The organism is Cobetia sp. UIB-001, assembly GCF_044789135.1.
GTDB lineage: Bacteria > Pseudomonadota > Gammaproteobacteria > Pseudomonadales > Halomonadaceae > Cobetia > Cobetia amphilecti.
This window is the reverse complement of the sequence record NZ_CP058244.1, coordinates 3507797-3528480: the sequence shown is the minus strand read 5'-3', so window position 1 is coordinate 3528480 and position 20684 is coordinate 3507797. Positions and strand designations below refer to the sequence as shown.

The window sequence follows — 20684 nt, the reverse complement described above, 5'->3', positions numbered from 1 at the left end:
TGCGCGTCCCTTTTTCTTTGGTTCTGACTGCTCATCATGTGTGATTCCCGCCCCCCGCCGGCTGATGGCGACGATATCGCCGCCTGTGCGCCTCAATCTGCTTCCGCTGTCGCCTCCAGCGTCGATGGCGACGCTGTGGCAATCGATACCGTCGCGCCAGGTGAAGGCAGTGGCATCACCACGCTGCCCAGTGGCGAGCCGGAGGCGTGGCATGGGCGGCATCCGCGCCGCGAGTTCAAGGCGCGTGGCAGTCAGGTGATTCGCTGTGAGGCGTGCCGCCTGCCCAGGCTCAATTGCCTGTGTCCCTATCAGGTCACCGCCGAGTCGCGGATCAAGTTCTGGCTGATCACCCATCCGCTGGAACATTACAAGCCGACCAATACCGGGCGCCTGATCTCGGATGTGCTGGCGGGCACCGAGGTCTTCAGCTGGTATCGCGTCGAGCCGGACCCGCGCCTGCTGGCGCTGCTGGAAGATGAGCGCTATCAGCCCTTCATCATCTTCCCGGATGACCAGCCCGACTACGCCGATCGCGTGGTCGACGTGAATGCCATCGCCGGCGTCGGCGCAGATGTGGCGACGCATACCGCCAGTGGCGAGGCGCGCATTCCGGTGTTCATCCTGCTCGATGGCACCTGGCGTCAGGCGCGACGCATCTTCCGCAAGAGCCCCTATCTGGATGGCCTGCCGGTCCTGCCGCTGCACACTCAGCGCCTGACCCGCTATCACCTGCGCAAGCCTGCCTCCGAGGCGCACCTGTGCACGGCGGAAGTGGCGGCGGAGCTGCTGCGTCAGGCGGGGGAGGAGAACGCGGCCAGCGTGCTGGATGACTACTTCGATGCCTTCAACGACTGCTATCGTGCCAGCCGCATCCACTATGTGCTGGAGCCGACCGCGCCGATGCGCCGCCTGCTGGCGCGCCGTGACGCCACTACCGACGAGTCATAGTCTAAGCGCCACAACAAAAACGCCCCCGTCGGAGTCCTCCGGCGGGGGCGTTTGCGTTCAAGGTGATGCTCTCGGCCTTCTGGCGGCTATCAGCGCCGCCAGAAGGCCGGCGTGAACAGCACCAGGATGGTGAAGATCTCCAGACGCCCCAGCAGCATGGCGAGGATCAGGATGCCCTTGGCGGCCCCCGGGATATCGCCGTAGTGAGTCGCGACCTCACCCAGCCCCGGCCCCAGATTGTTGAGCGCCGAGCCGACCGCTGACCACGCCGTCACCTGGTCAAGCCCGGTGGCCAGCATGCCCAGCATCATCAGCACGAACAGCATCAGGTAGACGGAGAAGAAGCCCCACACCGCTTCAGCGACACCCTCGGAGATGCGCATCTTGCCGACCTTGACCGACAGGATGGCATTGGGGTGGATAAGACGATGGATCTCGCGCACGCCCTGCTTGAGGATCAGCAGGATGCGGATGACCTTCATGCCGCCACCGGCGGACCCGGAGCAGGCGCCGATAAAGGCGGCGATGAACAGCATCATCGGCAAGACACCCGGCCAGCCGGTGAAATCGGCGACGCCGAAGCCGGTGGTGGTGGCCACCGAGACGGCCTCGAACAGGCCGTGGCGCAGCGCCTTGCTGTCATCGTAGCTGCCGGTGAGCAGCAGTCCGGCGATGGTGACGCAGGTCAGGATCAGCAGCAGGATCAGGAAGAAGCGTGTCTCCGGGTCGCGCAGATAATGGCTGATGCGCCCCTCGCGCCAGGCGGCGAAGTGCAGGCCGAAGCTGATCGAGGACACCACCATGAAGAACACGCAGATCATCTCGATGCTGGCGGAGTCGAAGTAGCCAATGCTGGCGTCATGGGTCGAGAAGCCACCGACCGCGACGGTCGAGAAGCTGTGGCCCAGGGCATCGAACCAGCTCATGCCGGCCGCCCAGTAACTGGCGAAGCACACCAGCGTCAGCGCGGCGTAGATGTACCACAGCGCCTTGGCCGTCTCGGTGATGCGCGGCGTCAGCTTGGAATCCTTCAGCGGGCCGGGAATCTCGGTGCGGTAGAGCTGCATGCCGCCGATGCCGAGTGTCGGCAGGATCGCCACCGCCAGCACCACGATCCCCATGCCGCCCAGCCATTGCAGCTGCTGGCGGTAGTAGAGGATGGAGTGGGGCAGCAGATCGAGCCCCGTCATCACCGTGGCGCCGGTGGTGGTGAGCCCCGAGAACGACTCGAACATGGCATCGATGATGGTCAGGTTCGGGTCTTCGGCGAGCAGGAAGGGCAGCGAGCCGAAGGCCCCCAGCACGGTCCAGAACAGCACCGTGATCAGGAAGCCATCGCGGTTGCGCAGCTCCTTGCGGGCGTGCCGATTGGGGTAGAAGAGCGCGAAACCGGTCAGCAGGGTGATGCCCATCGCCACGGCGAAGGCGCTCAGGGTGTCGTCCTCGAAGACCCTCGAGATCAGCATCGGCGGCACCAGCGTCAGGCTGAACAGCATCAGCAGGATACCGAGGATGCGAGAGATCACGCGTAGGCTCATGCGGCGCCTCCCTGGGAGAGGCGCAGCGTGGCGAGGCCGCCGAGTGACGTTCGGGGCGGGCGCGGGCGCGGGGCGGAAGTCATGGAGGCCGGCATCAGAAGAAGGTCAACCCGACCTGGAACAGACGCTCCACCTCGCGGATGCGACGCTTGTCGACCACGAACAGGATGACGTGGTCGTTGGACTCCACCACCAGGTCATGATGCGCCACCAGCACTTCCTTGCCGCGTACTACGGCACCGATGGTAGTGCCCTCCGGCAGGTTGATATCCTCGATGCGTCGGCCTACCACCTTGGAGGAGCGCTCATCGCCGTGGGCGATGGCCTCGATGGCCTCCGCCGCACCACGGCGCAGCGAGTGGACATTGACGATGTCACCCTTGCGCACGTGGGTCAGCAGGCCGCCGATGGTCGCCTGCTGGGGCGAGATGGCGATGTCGATCTCGCCGCCCTGCACCAGGTCCACGTAGGCCGCGTTGTTGATCAGCGTCAGCACCTTCTTGGCACCGAGTCGCTTGGCCAGCATCGACGACATGATGTTGACCTCGTCGTCGTTGGTCAGCGCGCAGAAGATGTCGCAATCCTCGATGTTCTCCTCCAGCAGCAGACGCTTGGAGGTGGCGCTGCCGTGCAGGACCACGGTGCGATCGAGGCGCTCGGAGAGATCGGTGCAACGCGCCAGCGAGTGCTCGATGATCTTGACCTGATGACTGTGCTCCAGCGTCTCGGCCAGACGCTCACCGATGTGCCCGCCACCGGCGATCACCACCCGGCGGAAGTTGCGATCGACGCGTCGCAGCTCGCCCATCACGGTGCGGATGTCCTTGCGTGCCGCGATGAAGAACACCTCATCATCGGCCTCGATCACGGTGTCACCGCGCGGGATGATCGGACGATTGCGACGATAGATGGCGGCGACGCGGGTATCCACGTTGGGCATGTGGCGACGCAGGAAACCGAGCTCCTGACCGACCAGCGGTCCGCCGTAGTAGGCCTTGACCGCGACCAGCTGGGCGACGCCATTGGCGAAGTCGAGCACCTGCAGGGCGCCGGGATATTCGATCAGGCGGCGGATGTGGTCCGTCACCACCTGCTCGGGGCTGATCAGCACATCGACCGGGATGGCGTCATGCGAGAACAGGCCCTTGCGGGTCAGATAGGCGGTCGAGCGCACACGCGCGATCTTGGTCGGCGTGTGGAACAGGCTATGGGCGATCTGACAGGCGATCATGTTGACCTCGTCAGAGTTGGTCACCGCGATCAGCATGTCGGCATCCTCGCCACCCGCCTGCCGCAGGATCTGCGGATAGCTCGCCGGCCCCGTGACAGTGCGGATGTCGAGTCGGTTGTGCAGCTCGCGCAGCCGTTCGCTGTCGGTATCCACCACCGTGATGTCATTTTCTTCATGGGCCAGGTGTTCGGCGAGCGTACCGCCGACCTGACCTGCGCCCAGAATGATGATTTTCATGTCCGGCTCGTCCGCTGTTGCTCAGTCGGCACAGGATAAACCAGTGCCAGGACGGAAGACAGCCGCGCCCCGAGAGTCGGGGCGCGGCTGTCCGGGAATGTCAGGCGTGGCGTCTCATGTCATCACGGACGTCGCGCCGACACGGCTTACCTGGCTGTGATCAGGCGCTGGCCTTGGTGATGTGGGCCAGGTAGAAGCCGTCGTGACCATTGACCTGTGGCAGCATCTGGCGGCCAGCACCGGAGACACGGCCCCAGCCGGCCTTGATGGTCTCGGCCTTGGCGTCCGGCGTCGCGGCCAGGAAGCGGTCCATCACGCGGGCGTTTTCCTGGGTGATGATGGAGCAGGTGCCGTAGACCAGGGTGCCGCCGGGCTTGAGCATGCCCCACAGATTGGCCAGCAGCTTGCCCTGCAGGCGTGCCAGATCGCCGATGTCGTTCGGGCGACGCAGCAGCTTGATGTCCGGGTGACGGCGGATGACGCCACTGCCGGAGCAGGGCGCGTCGAGCAGGATGACGTCGAAGGCTTCGCCGTCCCACCAGTCGCGTTCACTGGCATCGGCACACACGACGCCGGCACCAAGCTCGAGACGCTCCAGCGTCTCTTCCACGCGCTCGAGGCGCTCGCCGTCGATGTCGATGGCGGTGGCGTCCAGGCCCGGGAAGCGCTCCAGCATGTCCGCCAGCTTGCCGCCCGGCGCGGTGCAGGCATCCAGCAGGCGCACGCCTTCACCCTCGGCGTTGATGGCCGTCACGGCCGGTGCCAGCAGCTGACCGGCCAGCTGTGCCGCTTCATCCTGCACACTGACCAGGCCTTCCTCGAAGCCCGGCAGGGCGCTGACGTCGCAGGCGCTGGTCAGGGTGATGCCGTGCTCGGCGAACGGGCAGGCTACGCCTTCGATCTCGGCTTCCGCCAGCTGGGCGAGGTAGTCGTCGCGGCTGATGGCGGAGACATTGACGCGCAGTGTCATCGGCGCCTGGGCGTTGTTGGCCTCGGCGATGGCCTGCCAGTCGTCCGGCCAGTTGCGCTGGAAGGTATCCAGCAGCCACTGGGGATGGGACAGGGCGACGGCGGGGTCCTTGTCGACCTCGGCTTCCAGCGCTTCCTGCTCACGCTGGAAACGACGCAGACAGGCGTTGAGCACGCCGGTGGCCCAGCCCTTGCCCAGGCCACGGGCAGCGCCAGCGGTCTCACCGACGGCGGCGTGCGGGGCGATGCGCATGTACAGCAGCTGATAGAGGCCGAGCAGCAGCAGGGCGTGGATGTCCTGATCCTGCGACTTGAAGGACGACTTCAGCAGCTTGCCCGCCAAGGCATCCAGACGCGGCAGCTGGCGGCAGACGCCGAAGCACAGTGCCTTGTAGAGGCCCTGGTCACGCCCGGCGACGCCAGACGGCAGGCTGTCCAGGTTCAGCGAGGTACGCGCGGCCAGCACCGGGGCCAGCGTTCGCGCGGCCGCGACACGTACCGCAGCGCCCGGCGAGGCCGGTGCATTGTCAGGCTTGCGACGGGCGCCGCCATGCTTGTGAGCGCCGCCCTTGCTGCGGGCCGGCGGCAGGGAGTTGCGCTTCTTGCCGTTGCCCTTGGAGGACGGGTTGTCTGACTGGCTCATGCGGAAGTCTCGGTCTGGGAATCGGTATCAGGGGCGTGATCTGCGCCGAGGACGAGGCCCTCGGGGAAGCGCGCAGCACGGGAATTGAGCAGGTCCTTGACGGACAGCGGCTTGGCGCCGGGCAACTGGGCGCGAGTGATCTCGAGCACCTCATGGCCATCGCCGCAGGCGATGCGCAGGCAATCCTTGCCGGGTGCCAGCAGGGTGCCGGGCGTCACGCTGTCGGTGAGGCGTTGCTCACCGGTGCGGGACATCCACAGGCGCAGCGGCTCGCCTTCAAGGCGGGTCCAGGCCACCGGCCACGGATTGAAGGCGCGGATGCGCGCGTCCAGCTCGGCGGCAGGGCGGGTGAAGTCGAGTTCGGCCTCGGCCTTGGAAAGCTTGGCGGCGTAGGTCACGCCGTCTTCCGGCTGGCGGGTCGCGGGCAGGTCGCCAGCGGCGATGGCGTCGAGAGCCGTGACGATGGCCTCGCCACCCTGGGCCGCCAGCGCATCGTGCAGCTCGCCACCGGTGGTGCTGGCGGTGATCGGGGTGCGGCGGATCAGCAGCATGTCACCGGTATCCAGGCCGGCATCCATCTGCATGATGGTGACTCCGGATTCGCTGTCACCGGCTTCGATGGCACGCTGGATCGGCGCGGCACCGCGCCAGCGCGGCAGCAGAGAGGCGTGGATGTTCAGACAGCCCAGACGCGGAATATCGAGCACCGCCTGCGGCAGGATCAGCCCGTAGGCCACCACCACCATGATGTCGGCCTCGAGGTCGCGCAGGATCTGACGATCGGCCTCGTCCTTGAAGTTGAGCGGCTGATGGACGGGGATATCGTGCTGGAGCGCCAGCTGCTTGACGGGGCCCGGGGTCAGCTTGCGACCACGTCCGGAGGGGCGATCAGGCTGGGTGTGGACACTGATGATCTCGTGGCGACTGCTCAGCAGGGCGGACAGACACTCGGCGGCGAAATCGGGGGTGCCGGCAAAGGCGATGCGCAGGGCTTTCGACATGTGCTATGACTCATGTAGGAGCACGGAGGCGGCCGTGCTCAAGGTGCTGACGGTTGCGGCAGGACGGCCAGCGCGACAGGCGCGGCTGATGGACCAGTAACCGCACGAAGGCCGAGGGGATGCCCTCGGCCTTCGTGCGGTGCCGCCATGCGCTCAATATCGGCCGTGTGGCCGAGCGTGAGGGATCAGGCTTCTTGCAGCTTGTGACGCTTCTGCATCTTCTTCATCACCCGATCACGCTTGAGCGGGGAGAGGTAGTCGACGAACAGCTTGCCTTGCAGGTGGTCGTGCTCATGCTGGATGCAATGTGCCAGCAGGCCATCGGCTTCCAGTTCGTAGGCATCGCCGTTGCGGTCCTGAGCCTTGAGTCGTACCTTCAGGTAGCGCGGGACTTCGGCATAATATTCAGGAATCGACAGGCAGCCTTCCTGCATCGGTTGCTGTTCATCACCGATCGGGGTGTATTCCGGGTTGATCAGCACCAGCGGCTGGGACTGATCTTCGCTGACGTCGATGACGATGAGACGGCGATGCTCGTCGACCTGTGACGCGGCGAGGCCGATGCCGCGGGCGTCATACATGGTCTCGATCATGTCGTCGATCAGGGTCTGCAGCTCGGCGTCGATCGTGTCGATCGGGGCGGCAACGTTGCGCAGACGCTCATCAGGGAATTCAAGGATTTCGCGTTTGGCCATGGCTGGTGTAATTACCGTTGTGCTGTCAGAAAGGATTTGCCTGATATTGTAGTGTGCGCAAGCGAGGAACGGAACCGAATGCCGTCAATGCTGCTACTATCGCGGCAATAGTCAGGATTGATCTGACATGGCGATGGACAGGGGTCAGCAGCCACCAGGCGCGGGGCAGAGCGGGTCTGCGCGGTGCGGAGTTCAGAACAAGACCATCACCACCGAGCGATGGGTGGCAATAACGCAAGGGACGCAGGAATGGGCATGAAACGACTGGTCGGCAATGCCGTCTTTACGGCACTCCTCGGCATGGCGACGCTGGGGGCAAGCGCAGGGATGTCGCTGGCACAGGCAGCAACCGTGCGTGATGACGTACCTTCCACCTATGTGGTGGTGCGTGGCGATACGCTCTGGGACATCTCCGGGCGCTTTCTGCGTGAACCCTGGCTGTGGCCGGAAGTCTGGCGCGCCAATCCGCAGATCAAGAATCCGCACCTGATCTATCCGGGCGATCGCATCTCGCTCTACTACGAGAATGGCGAGCCACGTCTGCGCCTGGAGCGCGGTCAGGGCGGGGTCGTGAAGCTGTCTCCCCAGATCCGCAAGATTCCCAAGCGCGAGGCGGTGCCGCCGATTCCGCTGGAGAAGATCTCGGCCTTCTTGAAAGAGCATCGCGTGATTGACCCGGCGCTGCTCACTGATGCGCCCTATATCGTGGCCGGGGATGACACCCGCCTGATCAGCGGTGCCGGCGATACCATCTACGCCCGTGGCAACTGGTCCTCCAATGACACCTACAGCGTCTACCGCAAGGGCCAGCGCTATCTGGACCCGGAGACCCAGGAGTTTCTGGGGCTGGAGATGATCAGCATCGGCGACATCAAGCTTGAGCGCCGCGAAGGCGATATCGGCGTGCTGCGCGTGCTGTCGGCCAATCGCGAGATTCTCAATGGCGATCTGCTGCTGCCGGCGGACGGTGGTGCGATCACCACCAGCTTCCAGCCGCAGCCGCCCGAAGAAGATGTAGGCGGCGTCATCCTCGCGGCCCCTGATGGACTGCGCAACATCGGTCGCAATGACATCGTGGCGCTCAATCGCGGCAGTCGTGAAGGCATCCAGCCGGGGTACGTCTTCGGTATCGAGCGCCGCGGCGAGACGATCACCGACCCCGTCACCGGCGAGCCGATCACCCTGCCCGGCGAGGAAGGTGGCCTGGTGATGGTATTTCGTATCTACGACAAGGTCAGCTACGCGCTGGTGATGCAGGCCGGCCGCCCATTGAGCGTCGGTGACAAGCTGCTGGAGCCCCACGGCTGATCGAAAGCCCCTGTCATCCGCAAGCATCAGCGTGGTGAAACGACTCGTCGTGCTGAAGTGAACAACCAGGGTGAGTCAATAATCCGCTCGGGAGGTGTGGCGTGTCGATCGATGTCGAACAACGCGGCCCCTCGCGGGCGGATTTCGTCTTTCTGGCGCGCTTGCCGGGTTTTGGCACGCATACCGCGGCCAAGCTGCGTGAGCGAGCCGACTGGCCGCAGGGCTGGCTGGCGGTATTGCCGCCACGCCTCGCGGCACCGCTGCGCCTGTGGTGCGAGCGCCCCGAATCCTCGCCGCTCCATGAGCAGGTGATGGCAGACCTTGCCTGGCATGCGCCGGCACAGGGCTATCATCTGCTCACCCCCGCGGACCCCGAGTGGCCAGCCATGCTCGACACCCTGCCGGACCCGCCGTTGGCGCTCTGGGCGCTGGGGCGGCAGTCGCTGCTTGAGTTGCCCATGCTGGCCATCGTCGGCGCACGCAAGGCGAGCCAGGCAGGCCTGCGGCATGCGCATGACTTCGCGGCTGAGCTGGTCTCACGTGGCTGGAGTGTCGCCAGTGGGCTGGCGCTGGGGGTCGATGCCGCGGCGCATCAGGGAGCCCTGGCGGCGTCAGCGCGTCTCGGCGCGCACGACTATGCGGCCAACCCCTCGACGCTGGCGGTGCTCGGCTGTGGGGTCGATGTGGTCTATCCCGCTCAGCATCATCATCTTCGCCAGCGGCTGCTGGAGGGCGGTGGTCTGCTGCTCTCGGAGCATCCGCCTGGCACCGGTGCGCATGCGCGCCACTTTCCCCGCCGCAATCGGCTGATCACCGGCCTGTCACTTGGCGTGCTGGTGGTCGAAGCCACGCTGCGCAGTGGCTCACTGGTCAGTGCCCGGTTGGCGATGGAGCAGAATCGCGAGGTGTTCGCGCTGCCGGGACGCATCGATGACATCACCGCCAGCGGTTGTCTGGAGTTGATCCGTCAGGGGGCGACGCTGGTACGCGATGTCGATGACATGCTGGCGGAGCTCGAGCACCTGCTGCCGGCTCACTCGACCGAGCAGACAGCAGTGCAGTCCCGGGTGGCGTCATCCAGACAGGCCGCTGCCGGTTCTGCGGCCTCTCGCTCAGTCACTTCGGCTCGGCAAGCGACAGCCTCCGCCACCTTCGCGACACCCACGACATCACTGCCCTTGCCGTCCCTGGCGCCGACAGTATCACGCGCTGCCACACCGCCTGTCAGTCAGGAGGCGGCGCCATTGTGCTTTCTGGGGGCCGTGCCGCTGGCGCTGGACAAGCTGGTCGAGCTGAGCGGCACCTCGGTCAGCGAGCTGAGCATGCAGTTGCTGGAACTGGAGCTCGAGGGGCGAGTCATGCAGGCACCGGGTGGCTGGAAACGGCTATGACGTTCTGAGCAAAAGTCGCCGACCTGGCAGTGATGATCCGAGATTGCCGACCTGACAGTGATGATCCGGGAGGCCGGCAACCTGAACTCATTTGCCCTGGCTGACCTTGCCGCTCTCGGGCTGCCAGGCATTGAGCGCCGCGTCACGCATGGCGCGCTTCTCGCGCTCACTGGCACTCCAGTTGCCATCGTAGAGCACGCCTTCCCACTCGCCGTAGGTCGGGTTGGGCAACAGCACGAAGCGACGGCCGAACTGATCCGCTTGGCGGGCGACCTCGGCATTGCGTGCGCGGGTGGTGGACTGCTGGAAGGCCTGATCGAAATCACCGAGGTTATCGCCCATCAGCAGCGCGATGTCATGCTCCTGCGTGACCCGCGCGCGGCGCGCGGTCTTGTCGGAGCTGTCGGTGCGCGGCATCACGTGCTCGGCATTGGCCTGCGGGAAGCCCAGCGCGGCGAGATTGGCGATGGTGGCCTGCTTGCCGGCCGCCTTGCGGTTGGTGATGTAGTAGACATCGACGCCGCTGGCGTGTGCGTAGTTGAGGAACTCCACGGCGCCCGGTGAAGCCGTGGAGACGGCGTCATCCACCCAGTCAGCCCAGCTCTGGCTGTCGTAGGTACGGCCTTCACGCAGTGCCCAGCCGCCGTAGCTGGTGGTGTCGAGCACGGTGTCATCGACATCGACGACCACCGCCAGCGGCTTGTCCTGCGCGTGGCGACGCGCCAGCGCCAGATTCAGGCGGTCGTGGGCCACGTTGAAGGCTTGCAGTGACAGGGCATGAAACTCCGCGCTGCGCTGTATCCACAGGGTCGCCAGCATGGCCTGGTCGCTCAAGGGCGCCTGCGCTGCGGCATCCTGCAGCGGGGCAGGGCGTGGCGCCGGCGCGGTCGGCGTCTGGGTGCCAGAGCTGGCACAGCCTGCCAATGCCAGCAGTAGAGCGGCTGAGGTGGTCAGTGAGAAAGCGCGACGCATGGATCACATCCTTGTCTGTAAAAATGAGGGTGAAACGCCATCAGGCCCGGTGCTGGAGACTGTCCAGCAAAGCGTTCAAATGACCTCGATAGTCTTTTGAAACAAGCCTTTGCGTCAGTTTCGCAATACCCTGAGGGCGGTGGACCCGTTCATCATGCCGTGAACCGAGCGGTGCGCCTATGCCACCCCGACGCGACGCCGTGTTGCGTCGATGTGCAGCGTCGGTCTCGCGCCGGTGAGCGTGCTAGAATCGCCGCCATTGTGTTGCCGCAGCTAGGAGTTCGAGCAGATCATGAATGTCAGTGATGTTTCGCTGGATCAGCGTGCCCTCGACGGCGCCGCTGCCTGTCTTCGCAATGGGGGCATCGTCGCCTATCCCACCGAGGCCGTCTGGGGGCTGGGGTGTGATCCCGACGATGGTGAGGCCCTGGCACGGCTGATCAAGCTCAAGTCCCGCGACGCCGCCAAGGGCTTGATCCTGATCGCCGGTGATATCGCCCAGCTGGAACCCTGGTTGGCGGGAGTCACCGTCGAGCAGCGTGAGCAGCTGCTGGCCAGCTGGCCGGGACCCTATACCTGGCTGGTGCCTGACAATGGCCGTGCGCACCCCTTGCTGCGCGGTGAACACGTCAGCCTGGCCGTGCGCGTGACCGATCATCCGCTGGTCCAGGCATTGTGCTCCGCCTTCGGCGGACCGCTGGTGTCTACCTCGGCCAACCGTGCCGGCGAATCGCCTGCCATGAGCGCAGACGAGGTGCGTGACGCCTTCGGCGATGCGCTGGTCAATGACGTGATCCTCGAAGGACCGCTCGGCGGCAACCCGCGTCCCAGCACCATTCGTGATCTCGCGACCGGCCAGGTACTGCGCGCCTGAGCAGCAGGATCGTCGCTCGGGTTGATCCAGATCAGTGCCGCGTCATTCAGGCGCCCAGGCGTCGCATTTTTCGACCTGTCGAGCGCAGCGTGTCGCGGTAAGCTGGCAGTTCACCGCCAGCAGCGGCCAACGACGGGTGTCGCCCCGTCATCATTCATTCCCGTTCTACCGGAGGCATCGTGGCCCACGCCAATCTCGAAGACGTCAAGGTCTACCTGCTCGATCTGCAAGACCGCCTGTGCGAGGCGCTGCAAGCCTGCGATGGCCAGGCAAGTTTCCGTGAAGACAGCTGGGAGCGTGCCGAGGGTGGCGGTGGTCGCTCACGGGTCATCGAGAACGGCGGCGTCTTCGAGAAGGGTGGCGTCAACTTCTCGCATGTCTTCGGGCATGAATTGCCGGCCTCCGCGACGGCGGTGCGTCCGGAGCTGGCCGGTCGCAGCTTCCACGCCGTCGGGGTCAGCTGGGTGCTGCATCCGCACAACCCGCACGTGCCGACCAGCCATGGCAATGTGCGCTTCTTCATCGCCGAGAAGGAGGGCGAGGCACCTGTATGGTGGTTCGGGGGCGGCTACGATCTGACGCCGTTCTACCCGCATGAAGAAGACGCGCGTCACTGGCACCAGACGGCCTACGATGCCTGCATCGCCTTCGGCAGTGATGTCTATCCGCGTTACAAGGCCTGGTGTGACGAGTACTTCTACCTCAAGCACCGCGACGAGACGCGGGGCGTGGGTGGCCTGTTCTTCGATGACCTCAACGAGTGGGGCTTCGAACGCTGCTTCGCCTTCCAGCAATCCGTCGGCGACAGCTTCCTCGAGGCCTATCTGCCCATCGTCGAGCGCCGCCGCGACACGGCCTATGGCGAGCGTGAACGCAACTTCCAGCTCTATCGTCGCGGGCGCTACGTGGAGTTCAACCTGGTCTGGGACCGCGGCACGCTGTTTGGTCTGCAGAGCGGCGGACGTACCGAGTCGATCCTGATGTCGATGCCGCCGGTGGTGCACTGGGAGTACGGCTACGAGCCTGAGGAAGGCAGTGCCGAAGCCGTGCTGTATCGTGACTTCCTGCATGCCCGCGACTGGCTGGGCGAAGAGGCCTGATCGCCGCATTGACCTGACGCTTTTCTGTGATTGTCCCGGAGTCCTGATGTCCCGTTACGCTGTATTCGGCAACCCGATTGCCCACTCGAAATCCCCGTTGATTCATCGCTCCTTCGCTGAGCAGCTCAAGGACTCGCTGAGCTACGAGGCAAGGCTGGCGCCGGTCGATGACTTCGCGGCCGGTTGGGCCGAGTTCGTCGCCGAAGGCGGCCAGGGGGCGAATGTCACCATGCCCTTCAAGGAGCAGGCCTTCCGGCTGGTCGATGTGCTGAGCCCGCGCGCTCGCCGCGCCGGCGCCGTCAATACGTTGATGCTCGGCAAGACCGGTCAGCTGTATGGCGATACCACCGATGGTGTCGGCCTGACCCGTGATCTCGAACGTCTCGAGGCGCCGCTCAAGGGCGCGCGCATCCTGATTCTCGGCGCGGGTGGCGCCGTGCGTGGCGTGCTGGAACCTCTGCTGGCCAAGCAGCCGGCGGCATTGGTGATCGCCAATCGCACCGCCGCCAAGGCCAGCGCGCTGGCCGAGGACTTCGCCGACCTGGCGGGGCAAGGCTGCCTGCTGTCCGGTGGCAGCTATGCGGCCATCGAAGGTCAGTTCGATCTGGTCATCAATGGCACCAGTGCGTCGCTGGGCGGTGAGCTGCCGCCGTTGCCGGATTCGCTGTTCTCTCCGCAGGCGCTCGCCTACGACATGATGTATGCCGCCGAGCCGACCGTCTTCATGCGCTGGGCCAGCGAGCGCGGTGCGCGGGTCGAGGATGGTCTCGGCATGCTGGTGGAGCAGGCGGCCGAGTCCTACTTCCTGTGGCGTCACAAGCGCCCGGAGACGGGGCCAGTGGCGGACATGTTGCGCAGGATGCTGGCGGAGGGGTGATTCGTGTGCGCTTGCCGGGCATGCACGTCGATTCAGATGGCCGCCAGACGGGCAGCCAGATGACCAGCTAGCCGACCAGTCAGACGACAGACGATGAAAAGGAGTGGGGGACTCGACAGAGTCCCCCACTCCTTTTTGGTTGGCCATGATCCAGCGTGCTCACGCCTCGCTGTTGGCGCTCAGCTGCTCTTGACGGGGGCCGTGGCACAGGATTCGAGCCGATATCCGTACTGATAGACGCTTTTCAGTCTGAGCCCACGGCTGCCGTTCAGTCCCAGCTTGCGCCGCAGGCGGCTGACGTGGGTGTCGACCGTCCGGGTCGAGATGTCCCCGTTGACCCCCCAGATCATCTCCAGCAGGTAGGCGCGTGAGTAAAGCTCTCCGACGTGGCGAAGCAGCAGGGAGGCCAGCTGATATTCGCGCTGGGTCAGGGCGACCGGCTCCTCGCCGCACCAGATGGTGTGTTCATCCGGCTCGATCCGATATTGATCGCTGATGGCCACCTTGGGCTGCAGGTAATTGGTGTCGGAGGTGACGAAACGCCTGCCCAGCGCTTCCACACGCGCCGTGAGCTCGGCAGGGCGGATAGGCTTGGCCAGAAAGTCATCGGCGCCGTGCTGAAGCGCATGCACGACATCCTCCTCTCCTTGGCTTGCGGTGATAAACAGGATCAGCCCTCGCCAGCCGTGCTCGCTGCGCAGTGTGCGCGTCAGCTCCATGCCGCAGGCATCCGGCAGTTGCCAGTCGATGATCAGCAGGTCGAAGCTGCGCTCGCGCAGTGCGCGCAACAACTGGCTGGCGCGCTCGAAGCCTGCCAGCTCATGTCCCTGGGCCTCGAGACACAGGGTCAGGTAATCACGTTGATCATGATCATCTTCCAGAATGCCGATTTGCATGTCGCTGTCTCCCCGCGTGGGTATCGCAAGCAGTCTACGCGTCTCTTGCGTGAGACCGCGTCACAATGGTTCACGTTTGGCAGGACGATGGCGACATATACTCGTGTTCATCCCCTCTCGCTGCTTCATGGCGCGGTGCCGCTGCTGACCCGTGAATGGCGAGGATGAAACGAGACGGTGAACCTCCGGCCGTCATCCATGGTTGTCCATGACCCCTGGAGTCTTCCCATGCCGCTTCTCATTCTCCTGCGATGTCTCACCACGGCGTTACCCCGCATGCGCCACTGGCTTCTGCTGCTGACGCTGTCGTTTTGCCCCTTCGCCATGGCCCTGGAGGCTCCGCAGGGGCCGGTGGTGCTGCGCGTCACCGGGGATGTCACCCATGCCAACGCCGGAGGCGAGGCACATTTCGATCGCGCCATGCTCATGGCGCTGACGCAACGGGAAACCGTGACCACCACCCCCTGGCATGACGGCGAAGTGAGCTTCAGCGGTCCGCTCGGTTCGGCGCTGATGGAGGCGGTAGGCGTCGAGGATGGCACCATGCGTATCGTGGCGCTCAACGACTACGCCGCCACCGCGCCGGTGCAGGACTATTTCGATCATCCGGTGATACTGGCCATGGAAGTCGATGGCAAGCGACTGCGTGTACGCGACAATGGCCCCATCTTCATCATCTACCCCTTCAGTGAGCAGCCGGATCTCCTCAACGAGGAAATCATGACCCGCTCTGTCTGGCAGGTGAAGCGAATCGACATCGAACGCTGAACCCGCCTTTTCTGCTCCGTTTCATGAGCGCTGCCAGGATGCTCGTGCATGAATCCACTCCGTTCTCTGCATTTCAGAACCGCCATCGCCATTGCCGCGACGTTGTTCTTCGTCTCGGCATTGGTGACTGGCGTTCTGGTCTATCAGCGTCAGCAGGCACTCGAGCACAAGCTGCGTGAGAATCTGATCTGGGCGGTCTATCAGTTCGACAGGGAAGTGCGCGAGCTGCGCATGGTGGTGGCCGAGGAGCAGAAGACCCCGACGTCGCCCGCCCTGATGGATGACAGCGAGCTGCTGTTGCGGCTCGACATCCTCTATAGCCGGGTGCAGCTGCTGCAGAGCGGCCAACTGGGCAGCATGCTGGCGGGGATGCCCGACCTGCATGCCCAGCTGATGGCCATGCTGCCCAGAATCGAGGTGCTGGACAGCGCCATCATGGACCTGGCGAGTCGTCAGGAGCGTGATGCGTCCCTCTATGTGCAGATACTCAGCCGGCTTGCCTCGCTTCAGGAGCAGACCGGCGAGCTGCTGCTCAACATCAATGCCGAGGCCGCTATCCAGCGCACCAAGGAGCGCTCGGAGCTCCTCAACCTGTATGCCCTCGCGCTGTCGCTGGTGCTGCTGATGACGTTGAGCGGCATCGTGCTGGTGGTCGCGCTGATCGTCGAGAGTCGTGGACGGGCCTACAAGACCCGCAAGCTGGAGGAGCGCACCCAGGAGCTGGATGGCATGGTGCAGCTGGCGCAGGCGGCCAGTCGTGCCAAGTCGGAATTCATGGCGATCATGAGCCATGAGATACGTACCCCGCTCAATGGCATGGTCGGTGTGTCGGACCTCATCGGCGAGGAAGTCTCGACCCGGCGTGGCCAGCAATACCTGACGATGCTGCGCCAGAGTGCCGAGAGCCTGCAGGCCGTCATCAATGATGTGCTGGATTATTCCAAGATCGAAGCCGGCAAGCTGGAGCTGGATCAGCGCTGCTTCTCGTTGCCCGAATTCCTCGATTCCCTGGCCGCGCATTACCATCGCCAGACAGGCAGTGCCGGCAAGGGATGCTCGCGCATCTTCCTCGAAGAACGTGCCGATGACCTGCCTGTCTGGGTCAAGGGTGACGTCAATCGCCTGCGTCAGGTACTGACCAACCTGCTCAACAACGCCTTCAAGTTCTGTCCCCAGGGCACCATCCGGCTGAGGGCATCATTGGAAGATGGCGAGACGCTTCATTTCGAGGTTCACGACAGCGGTTGCGGGATCGCCGCCGACCAGGTGAGCCAGTTGTTTGCTCCCTTCACCCAGGTGGATACCTCGATTGCGCGTCGTCATGAAGGCACCGGGCTCGGGCTTGCCATCTGCAAGCGACTGGTGGAGGCGATGGGCGGCGAGATCGGCGTCGAGAGTCATCTCGGGCTTGGCAGTCGCTTCTGGTGCCGCGTGCCGCTGCCGGTATTGACCGCCGCCGAGGCTTGCCCGCAGCAGGCGGTGGGAGACACGCCCTTGCCCCATGCAAGCGTGCTGGTGGTGGAAGACAACGAGGTCAATCAGTCACTGGCGCGGGCCATGCTCGAGTATCTGGGGCAGCAGGTCACGGTGGTGGAAGACGGTGAACAGGCACTCGAATGGCTGGCGCAGGCTGGCAACGATGTCGATCTGGTGTTCATGGACATGCAGATGCCGGTGCTGGATGGCGTCGAGACGACACGTCGCTGGCGGCAGTACGAGTCAGAGCAACCCGCCAGCGCTCGTCTGCCGATCATCGCGATGACCGCCAACGTGATGCAGGAGGATGCCCGCCGCTGCATCGAGGCTGGCATGCAGGGGGTGCTGCACAAACCCTTCACGCGTGATGATCTGCATCGGGTGCTGCAACAGTATCTGGTCCAGGCCTCTGATTCGCAGGAGCCTGATTCACAGAAGTCTGATTCGCAGCAGAAGGCGCTCGAGCCAGACAAGCCAGAGGACTCGGCTGGCGAGCCGTCTGCCGCCCTGCAGGTATCAGGCGATGATTGCATCAGCTCGTCAGCGGCTGATGAGAAGAGCGCGCAGATCGACGCTGCTCCGGCGTTCGATGTGGCAACTGACGACTCAGGCGCGCGCGCTCTGCCCGATGCCGCGCCTTCCTTGCTGCAACACGCGACCTGTCAGGAGCTGCTCACGACCCTGAGTGGCGAGGCTTATTCACGATTGCTGAGCAATTATCTGACGCGCCTCGAAGGACGCCTCGACGTGATGGTGACCTTGCTGAAGCAGATGGATCTCACCGAGCTCAAGCGCGAGGCACACTCCCTGAAGGGGGCGTCAGCCTCGCTGGGATGCAGCGGCATAGCCAGTGGTGCCAAGGCGCTGGAGGAGGCGGTGATCAGTGAGGACCTGCCCGAGGTACACCACTATGTCGCCACGTTGCGCTCCTTGAGTGTACCGACGCGGGACAGCCTCCTCGCAGAGGGCTATCTGTTCTCCTGACGGTATTGGGACGTGATGGCGTGATAGACAGCCGACAGCATTCCATTACCGTCCCTCTGGTTCTCCCGTTCCCGCCTTCTTTCGTTCTCTTCACCCTGTCACCCACTACACAGACGCCACCCATGGGGACATGGGTGGCGTCTGTGTAGTGGGGGTGTTGCGGCATTCCCGCTGTCTGTGCTGCGCTGCGGCGGGACGCCAGTCTCCTCAATGGACAGCGGAGACGTGGCGCTGGCTGAGTGCATTGACGGCGCTGGGCGGGCAGCGGCTCCAGGCATTGAAGTCGCTGACGGGCATGGGGCGCGCGAACAGATAGCCCTGACCGATATTGCAGCGGGTATCGCAAAGGTAATCACGTTGTTCCGCGGTCTCGATGCCTTCCCCGACCACGGCGAGATTCAAGCGCTGACCCAGTTCGACGATGGTGCGTGTGATGGCGCGAGCTTCCGGGTGGCTGTCACTGCGTCCGACGAAGCATTGGTCGATCTTCAATTCATCGAATGGCAGGTTGTAGAGCTGCATCATCGAAGAGAAGCCGGTGCCGAAGTCATCGAGTGCCAGACGATAGCCACGCTCGCGGATGGCATTGAGCAGGTGGCGGGCATAGGTGAGGCAGTCAATTCCGCAGCTTTCCGTGAGTTCCAGCGTAATGGAGTGCGGGTCGATACGATGTTGATTGGCCAGCGCATCCAGCGTCTTCAGCATGTCGCGGGTGCGCAGCAGTTGCGGTGACAGGTTGAGCGCGAGATCAAGGTGAAGGCCCTGGGACTGCCATTGACCCTGTTGACGGAAGCCATGATCGATGACCTGCCAGGTGAGCGCTTCGATACGGTTGCTGCGTTCCGCCAGGGCGATGAACTGGTTGGGCATGACCATGCCGCGCAGAGGATGCTGCCAGCGCACGAGAGCTTCCGCGCCGCTGAGCTGGCCGCTGGCGAGGTCGATCTTGGGCTGATAGACGAGATGCAGCTGGCGCTCGGTCAGGGCATCATCCAGCTCATCGAGTGACAGCGGATTGCGTTGCTTGTCCAGCTCTGCCAGCAGCGAGGCCAGGTGCATGATGTCGAAGGGCTTGCCGAGCTGGCCCAGCATCTCCAGGCCGCTGCGCTTGCCCCTGGCGACCATCGCTTGCATGTCGTCGTTGTGACAGGCGCTCATCAGGATGATACCTGCCTCGACATTGCGTTCGCGCAGATAGCCGAGCACATCATCGCCGGTGAAGTCGCCCAGTTCGTAGTCCACCAGGATGAGGTCCGTCTCCAGGCAGGCGGGATTGCAGGCGATGTCCTGCAGCCCTTCGCTCTGCGTGCAGTCGAAACCATGGGCGGAAAGCAGGCCGCTGATGAGTTCACGAAAATCCGGATCGTCGTCAATGATGAGTGCGTGTCGAGTCATGTAAGGCATCCTCAAGCGAGTGTCGGGAATACGCTCGCGCCGCTGTGCATGAAGTGTCTGAGTGAGCAGTGCGCAGGCGAGCGGGTGATCCCAGATTAGCAATGCGGTTACATGATTCGCGGATATCGACACATTTGACGGCTTCTTTTTACATTCAGGCTGCCAAGCCGGTAAAGCGAGGAGCTGGTAGAGCGTTAGATAGCCAAGGGAGATAGATCAGAAGGCAGGCTAGTGAGAGCAGGGCCAGAGAGTAGAGGGCGGCTGGATAGAGAGCGCCACACGCTCGCGCAGCCCCGGGTTGCCTCCGGGACTGCGCGAGCGTGTGTTACCTGAGACTGGTTAAACCACGCCACACAGGCGGGGTCAGCGCAGTCGATCGCAGTTGGGCTTCTCGCCGGCGGCGCGGGCCTGCTGATAGGTCGGCAGAGCGGTCTCGAGGCGCTCGTTGAGGGCCGCCATGCGCTGCTCATCACTCGGGTGCGTCGACATCCACACCGGCGGTTGCGCGCCACCGGCAGCATTCATGTTGGCCCACAGCTTGATGCTGGCGCGCGGGTCGAAGCCGGCTTCGGCCATCAGGTCCAGTCCCAGCAGGTCGGCTTCGGACTCGTGGGAGCGCGAGAACGGCTTGAGCACGCCATATTCCGCGCCCATGCCCAGCAGCCCCATGAGCTGATCGCCACCGGTACCTTCGAGGCCGGCCAGTGCCTGGGTGAGTGACAGCCCGGCGGAGGTCAGCGATTGGGTCGAGACGCGTTCGTTGGCGTGGCGAGCCAGCACGTGGGCGATCTCGTGGCCGATGACGGTCGCCAGCTGGTCTTGATTCTCGGCGACCTCCAGCAACCCGGTGTTGACGCCGATGTAGCCGCCCGGCAGCGCGAAGGCATTGGCGGACTCATCCTCGAATACCTTGACCTGCCAGCCGCTGATGCCATAGCTGGCGGGCACCTTGGCGGTCACCGCATCCGCCACACAGCTGACGTAGGCATCCTGACGCCCTTCCACCACCGGCAGCTCCTGCTGGTACTTGCTGAAGCTGGCTTCCCCCATCTTCTCCAGGTCCTGGTCCGAGTAGAGGGTCAGCTGACTGCGGCCCAGCGGAGAGCTGGCGCAGGCACTCAGGGTGACGGACGCCGCAAGCGCCGCCAACGGGAGCAGACGACGCAGGGCGCGGGGAGATGAGAGATCGAGCAATCCTGGCATTGGGGCCTCCTGGCTAGATGACGTGACAACCTTCGAGCGCACGGCAGGGCGACGCTGAACGTGCAAGAAACGTGCAGACAGCATAACCGGATAGGCGCAGTGGTGCAGTCAGCGAAATGATACGTTGCTGAGATCACAGCATCGTCAGGCCAGACGGCCCCGCCGGGCATGAGATACT

General features: G+C 64.3%; 17 protein-coding genes. 8 read left to right on the top strand and 9 right to left on the bottom strand.

Annotated elements, in window-relative coordinates; translation table 11 throughout:
* The first annotated feature begins 36 nt into the window (after nt 1-36).
* Nucleotides 37-948 carry a tRNA-uridine aminocarboxypropyltransferase gene (locus HA399_RS14585; RefSeq protein ID WP_404325377.1) on the top strand — a complete coding sequence of 304 codons (912 nt, stop codon included), beginning with the start codon at nt 37-39 and terminating at the stop codon, nt 946-948.
* An 89-nt stretch (nt 949-1037) separates the two neighbouring features.
* Here HA399_RS14585 and HA399_RS14580 read toward each other — a convergent pair whose 3' ends face one another.
* The 5 genes from HA399_RS14580 to def form a co-directional block, all read right to left on the bottom strand.
* Nucleotides 1038-2486 (bottom strand): TrkH family potassium uptake protein, encoded by a 1449-nt coding sequence (locus HA399_RS14580; RefSeq protein WP_043333794.1) that lies wholly within the window; start codon nt 2484-2486, stop codon nt 1038-1040.
* 94 nt (nt 2487-2580) lie between these two features.
* The gene (trkA, locus tag HA399_RS14575) at nt 2581-3954 is read right to left on the bottom strand and encodes a Trk system potassium transporter TrkA (RefSeq protein ID WP_043333795.1); all 1374 of its coding nucleotides are present in this window, start codon (nt 3952-3954) and stop codon (nt 2581-2583) included.
* A gap of 160 nt (nt 3955-4114) precedes the next feature.
* On the bottom strand, nt 4115-5566 hold the full coding sequence (rsmB, locus tag HA399_RS14570) for a 16S rRNA (cytosine(967)-C(5))-methyltransferase RsmB (RefSeq protein ID WP_404325376.1): 1452 nt from the start codon (nt 5564-5566) through the stop codon (nt 4115-4117).
* A complete protein-coding gene (gene fmt / locus HA399_RS14565) occupies nt 5563-6567 on the bottom strand; it encodes a methionyl-tRNA formyltransferase (RefSeq protein ID WP_404325375.1) in 1005 nt (334 codons plus the stop codon). The genes rsmB and fmt overlap by 4 nt, the downstream gene beginning before the upstream one ends.
* A 185-nt stretch (nt 6568-6752) precedes the next feature.
* A complete protein-coding gene (gene def, locus HA399_RS14560) occupies nt 6753-7262 on the bottom strand; it encodes a peptide deformylase (RefSeq protein ID WP_043333797.1) in 510 nt (169 codons plus the stop codon).
* A 255-nt stretch (nt 7263-7517) separates the two neighbouring features.
* Between def and HA399_RS14555 the strand changes: the two genes are divergently transcribed.
* Nucleotides 7518-8570 (top strand): LysM peptidoglycan-binding domain-containing protein, encoded by a 1053-nt coding sequence (locus HA399_RS14555; RefSeq protein ID WP_404325374.1) that lies wholly within the window; start codon nt 7518-7520, stop codon nt 8568-8570.
* Between the two features lie 101 nt (nt 8571-8671).
* Nucleotides 8672-9961 (top strand): DNA-processing protein DprA, encoded by a 1290-nt coding sequence (gene dprA, locus HA399_RS14550; RefSeq protein WP_404325373.1) that lies wholly within the window; start codon nt 8672-8674, stop codon nt 9959-9961.
* An 87-nt stretch (nt 9962-10048) separates the two neighbouring features.
* Here dprA and HA399_RS14545 read toward each other — a convergent pair whose 3' ends face one another.
* Nucleotides 10049-10933, bottom strand: a complete 885-nt coding sequence (locus HA399_RS14545; protein ID WP_107336008.1) for a 5'-nucleotidase, lipoprotein e(P4) family — start codon at nt 10931-10933, stop codon at nt 10049-10051.
* Between the two features lie 292 nt (nt 10934-11225).
* Here HA399_RS14545 and HA399_RS14540 point away from each other — a divergent pair, with 292 nt between their 5' ends.
* From HA399_RS14540 to aroE, 3 genes are all read left to right on the top strand, one after another.
* Nucleotides 11226-11807, top strand: a complete 582-nt coding sequence (locus HA399_RS14540) for an L-threonylcarbamoyladenylate synthase (RefSeq protein ID WP_404325372.1) — start codon at nt 11226-11228, stop codon at nt 11805-11807.
* A gap of 179 nt (nt 11808-11986) precedes the next feature.
* Complete coding sequence (gene hemF / locus HA399_RS14535; protein ID WP_107336010.1) at nt 11987-12907, top strand: oxygen-dependent coproporphyrinogen oxidase; 921 nt, start codon at nt 11987-11989, stop codon at nt 12905-12907.
* A gap of 43 nt (nt 12908-12950) precedes the next feature.
* A complete protein-coding gene (gene aroE / locus HA399_RS14530; protein ID WP_152965433.1) occupies nt 12951-13784 on the top strand; it encodes a shikimate dehydrogenase in 834 nt (277 codons plus the stop codon).
* Between the two features lie 179 nt (nt 13785-13963).
* Here aroE and HA399_RS14525 read toward each other — a convergent pair whose 3' ends face one another.
* Nucleotides 13964-14680 (bottom strand): response regulator transcription factor, encoded by a 717-nt coding sequence (locus tag HA399_RS14525; protein WP_043333802.1) that lies wholly within the window; start codon nt 14678-14680, stop codon nt 13964-13966.
* Nucleotides 14681-14956: 276 nt separating this feature from the next.
* Between HA399_RS14525 and HA399_RS14520 the strand changes: the two genes are divergently transcribed.
* Complete coding sequence (locus tag HA399_RS14520; RefSeq protein WP_043333803.1) at nt 14957-15448, top strand: hypothetical protein; 492 nt, start codon at nt 14957-14959, stop codon at nt 15446-15448.
* 48 nt (nt 15449-15496) lie between these two features.
* On the top strand, nt 15497-17908 hold the full coding sequence (locus tag HA399_RS14515) for an ATP-binding protein (protein WP_404325371.1): 2412 nt from the start codon (nt 15497-15499) through the stop codon (nt 17906-17908).
* Nucleotides 17909-18115: 207 nt separating this feature from the next.
* On the opposite strand, the gene HA399_RS14510 is transcribed toward HA399_RS14515, so the two are convergent.
* Together HA399_RS14510 and HA399_RS14505 are read right to left on the bottom strand one after the other, a co-directional pair.
* Nucleotides 18116-19303 carry an EAL domain-containing protein gene (locus tag HA399_RS14510; protein WP_404325370.1) on the bottom strand — a complete coding sequence of 396 codons (1188 nt, stop codon included), beginning with the start codon at nt 19301-19303 and terminating at the stop codon, nt 18116-18118.
* Between the two features lie 363 nt (nt 19304-19666).
* Nucleotides 19667-20506 carry a M48 family metallopeptidase gene (locus HA399_RS14505; RefSeq protein WP_404325369.1) on the bottom strand — a complete coding sequence of 280 codons (840 nt, stop codon included), beginning with the start codon at nt 20504-20506 and terminating at the stop codon, nt 19667-19669.
* Nucleotides 20507-20684 lie beyond the last annotated feature (178 nt).

What these genes read in the sequence shown, in the direction of transcription:
- rsmB (WP_404325376.1), bottom strand. Translation starts at nt 5,566, where the DNA reads ATGAGCCAGTCAGACAACCCGTCCTCCAAGGGCAACGGCAAGAAGCGC.
- HA399_RS14505 (WP_404325369.1), bottom strand. Translation starts at nt 20,506, where the DNA reads ATGCCAGGATTGCTCGATCTCTCATCTCCCCGCGCCCTGCGTCGTCTG.
- trkA (WP_043333795.1), bottom strand. Translation starts at nt 3,954, where the DNA reads ATGAAAATCATCATTCTGGGCGCAGGTCAGGTCGGCGGTACGCTCGCC.
- fmt (WP_404325375.1), bottom strand. Translation starts at nt 6,567, where the DNA reads ATGTCGAAAGCCCTGCGCATCGCCTTTGCCGGCACCCCCGATTTCGCC.
- def (WP_043333797.1), bottom strand. Translation starts at nt 7,262, where the DNA reads ATGGCCAAACGCGAAATCCTTGAATTCCCTGATGAGCGTCTGCGCAAC.
- HA399_RS14580 (WP_043333794.1), bottom strand. Translation starts at nt 2,486, where the DNA reads ATGAGCCTACGCGTGATCTCTCGCATCCTCGGTATCCTGCTGATGCTG.
- HA399_RS14585 (WP_404325377.1), top strand. Translation starts at nt 37, where the DNA reads ATGTGTGATTCCCGCCCCCCGCCGGCTGATGGCGACGATATCGCCGCC.
- HA399_RS14540 (WP_404325372.1), top strand. Translation starts at nt 11,226, where the DNA reads ATGAATGTCAGTGATGTTTCGCTGGATCAGCGTGCCCTCGACGGCGCC.
- HA399_RS14555 (WP_404325374.1), top strand. Translation starts at nt 7,518, where the DNA reads ATGAAACGACTGGTCGGCAATGCCGTCTTTACGGCACTCCTCGGCATG.
- HA399_RS14515 (WP_404325371.1), top strand. Translation starts at nt 15,497, where the DNA reads ATGAATCCACTCCGTTCTCTGCATTTCAGAACCGCCATCGCCATTGCC.
- HA399_RS14525 (WP_043333802.1), bottom strand. Translation starts at nt 14,680, where the DNA reads ATGCAAATCGGCATTCTGGAAGATGATCATGATCAACGTGATTACCTG.
- HA399_RS14510 (WP_404325370.1), bottom strand. Translation starts at nt 19,303, where the DNA reads ATGACTCGACACGCACTCATCATTGACGACGATCCGGATTTTCGTGAA.
- HA399_RS14545 (WP_107336008.1), bottom strand. Translation starts at nt 10,933, where the DNA reads ATGCGTCGCGCTTTCTCACTGACCACCTCAGCCGCTCTACTGCTGGCA.
- HA399_RS14520 (WP_043333803.1), top strand. Translation starts at nt 14,957, where the DNA reads ATGCGCCACTGGCTTCTGCTGCTGACGCTGTCGTTTTGCCCCTTCGCC.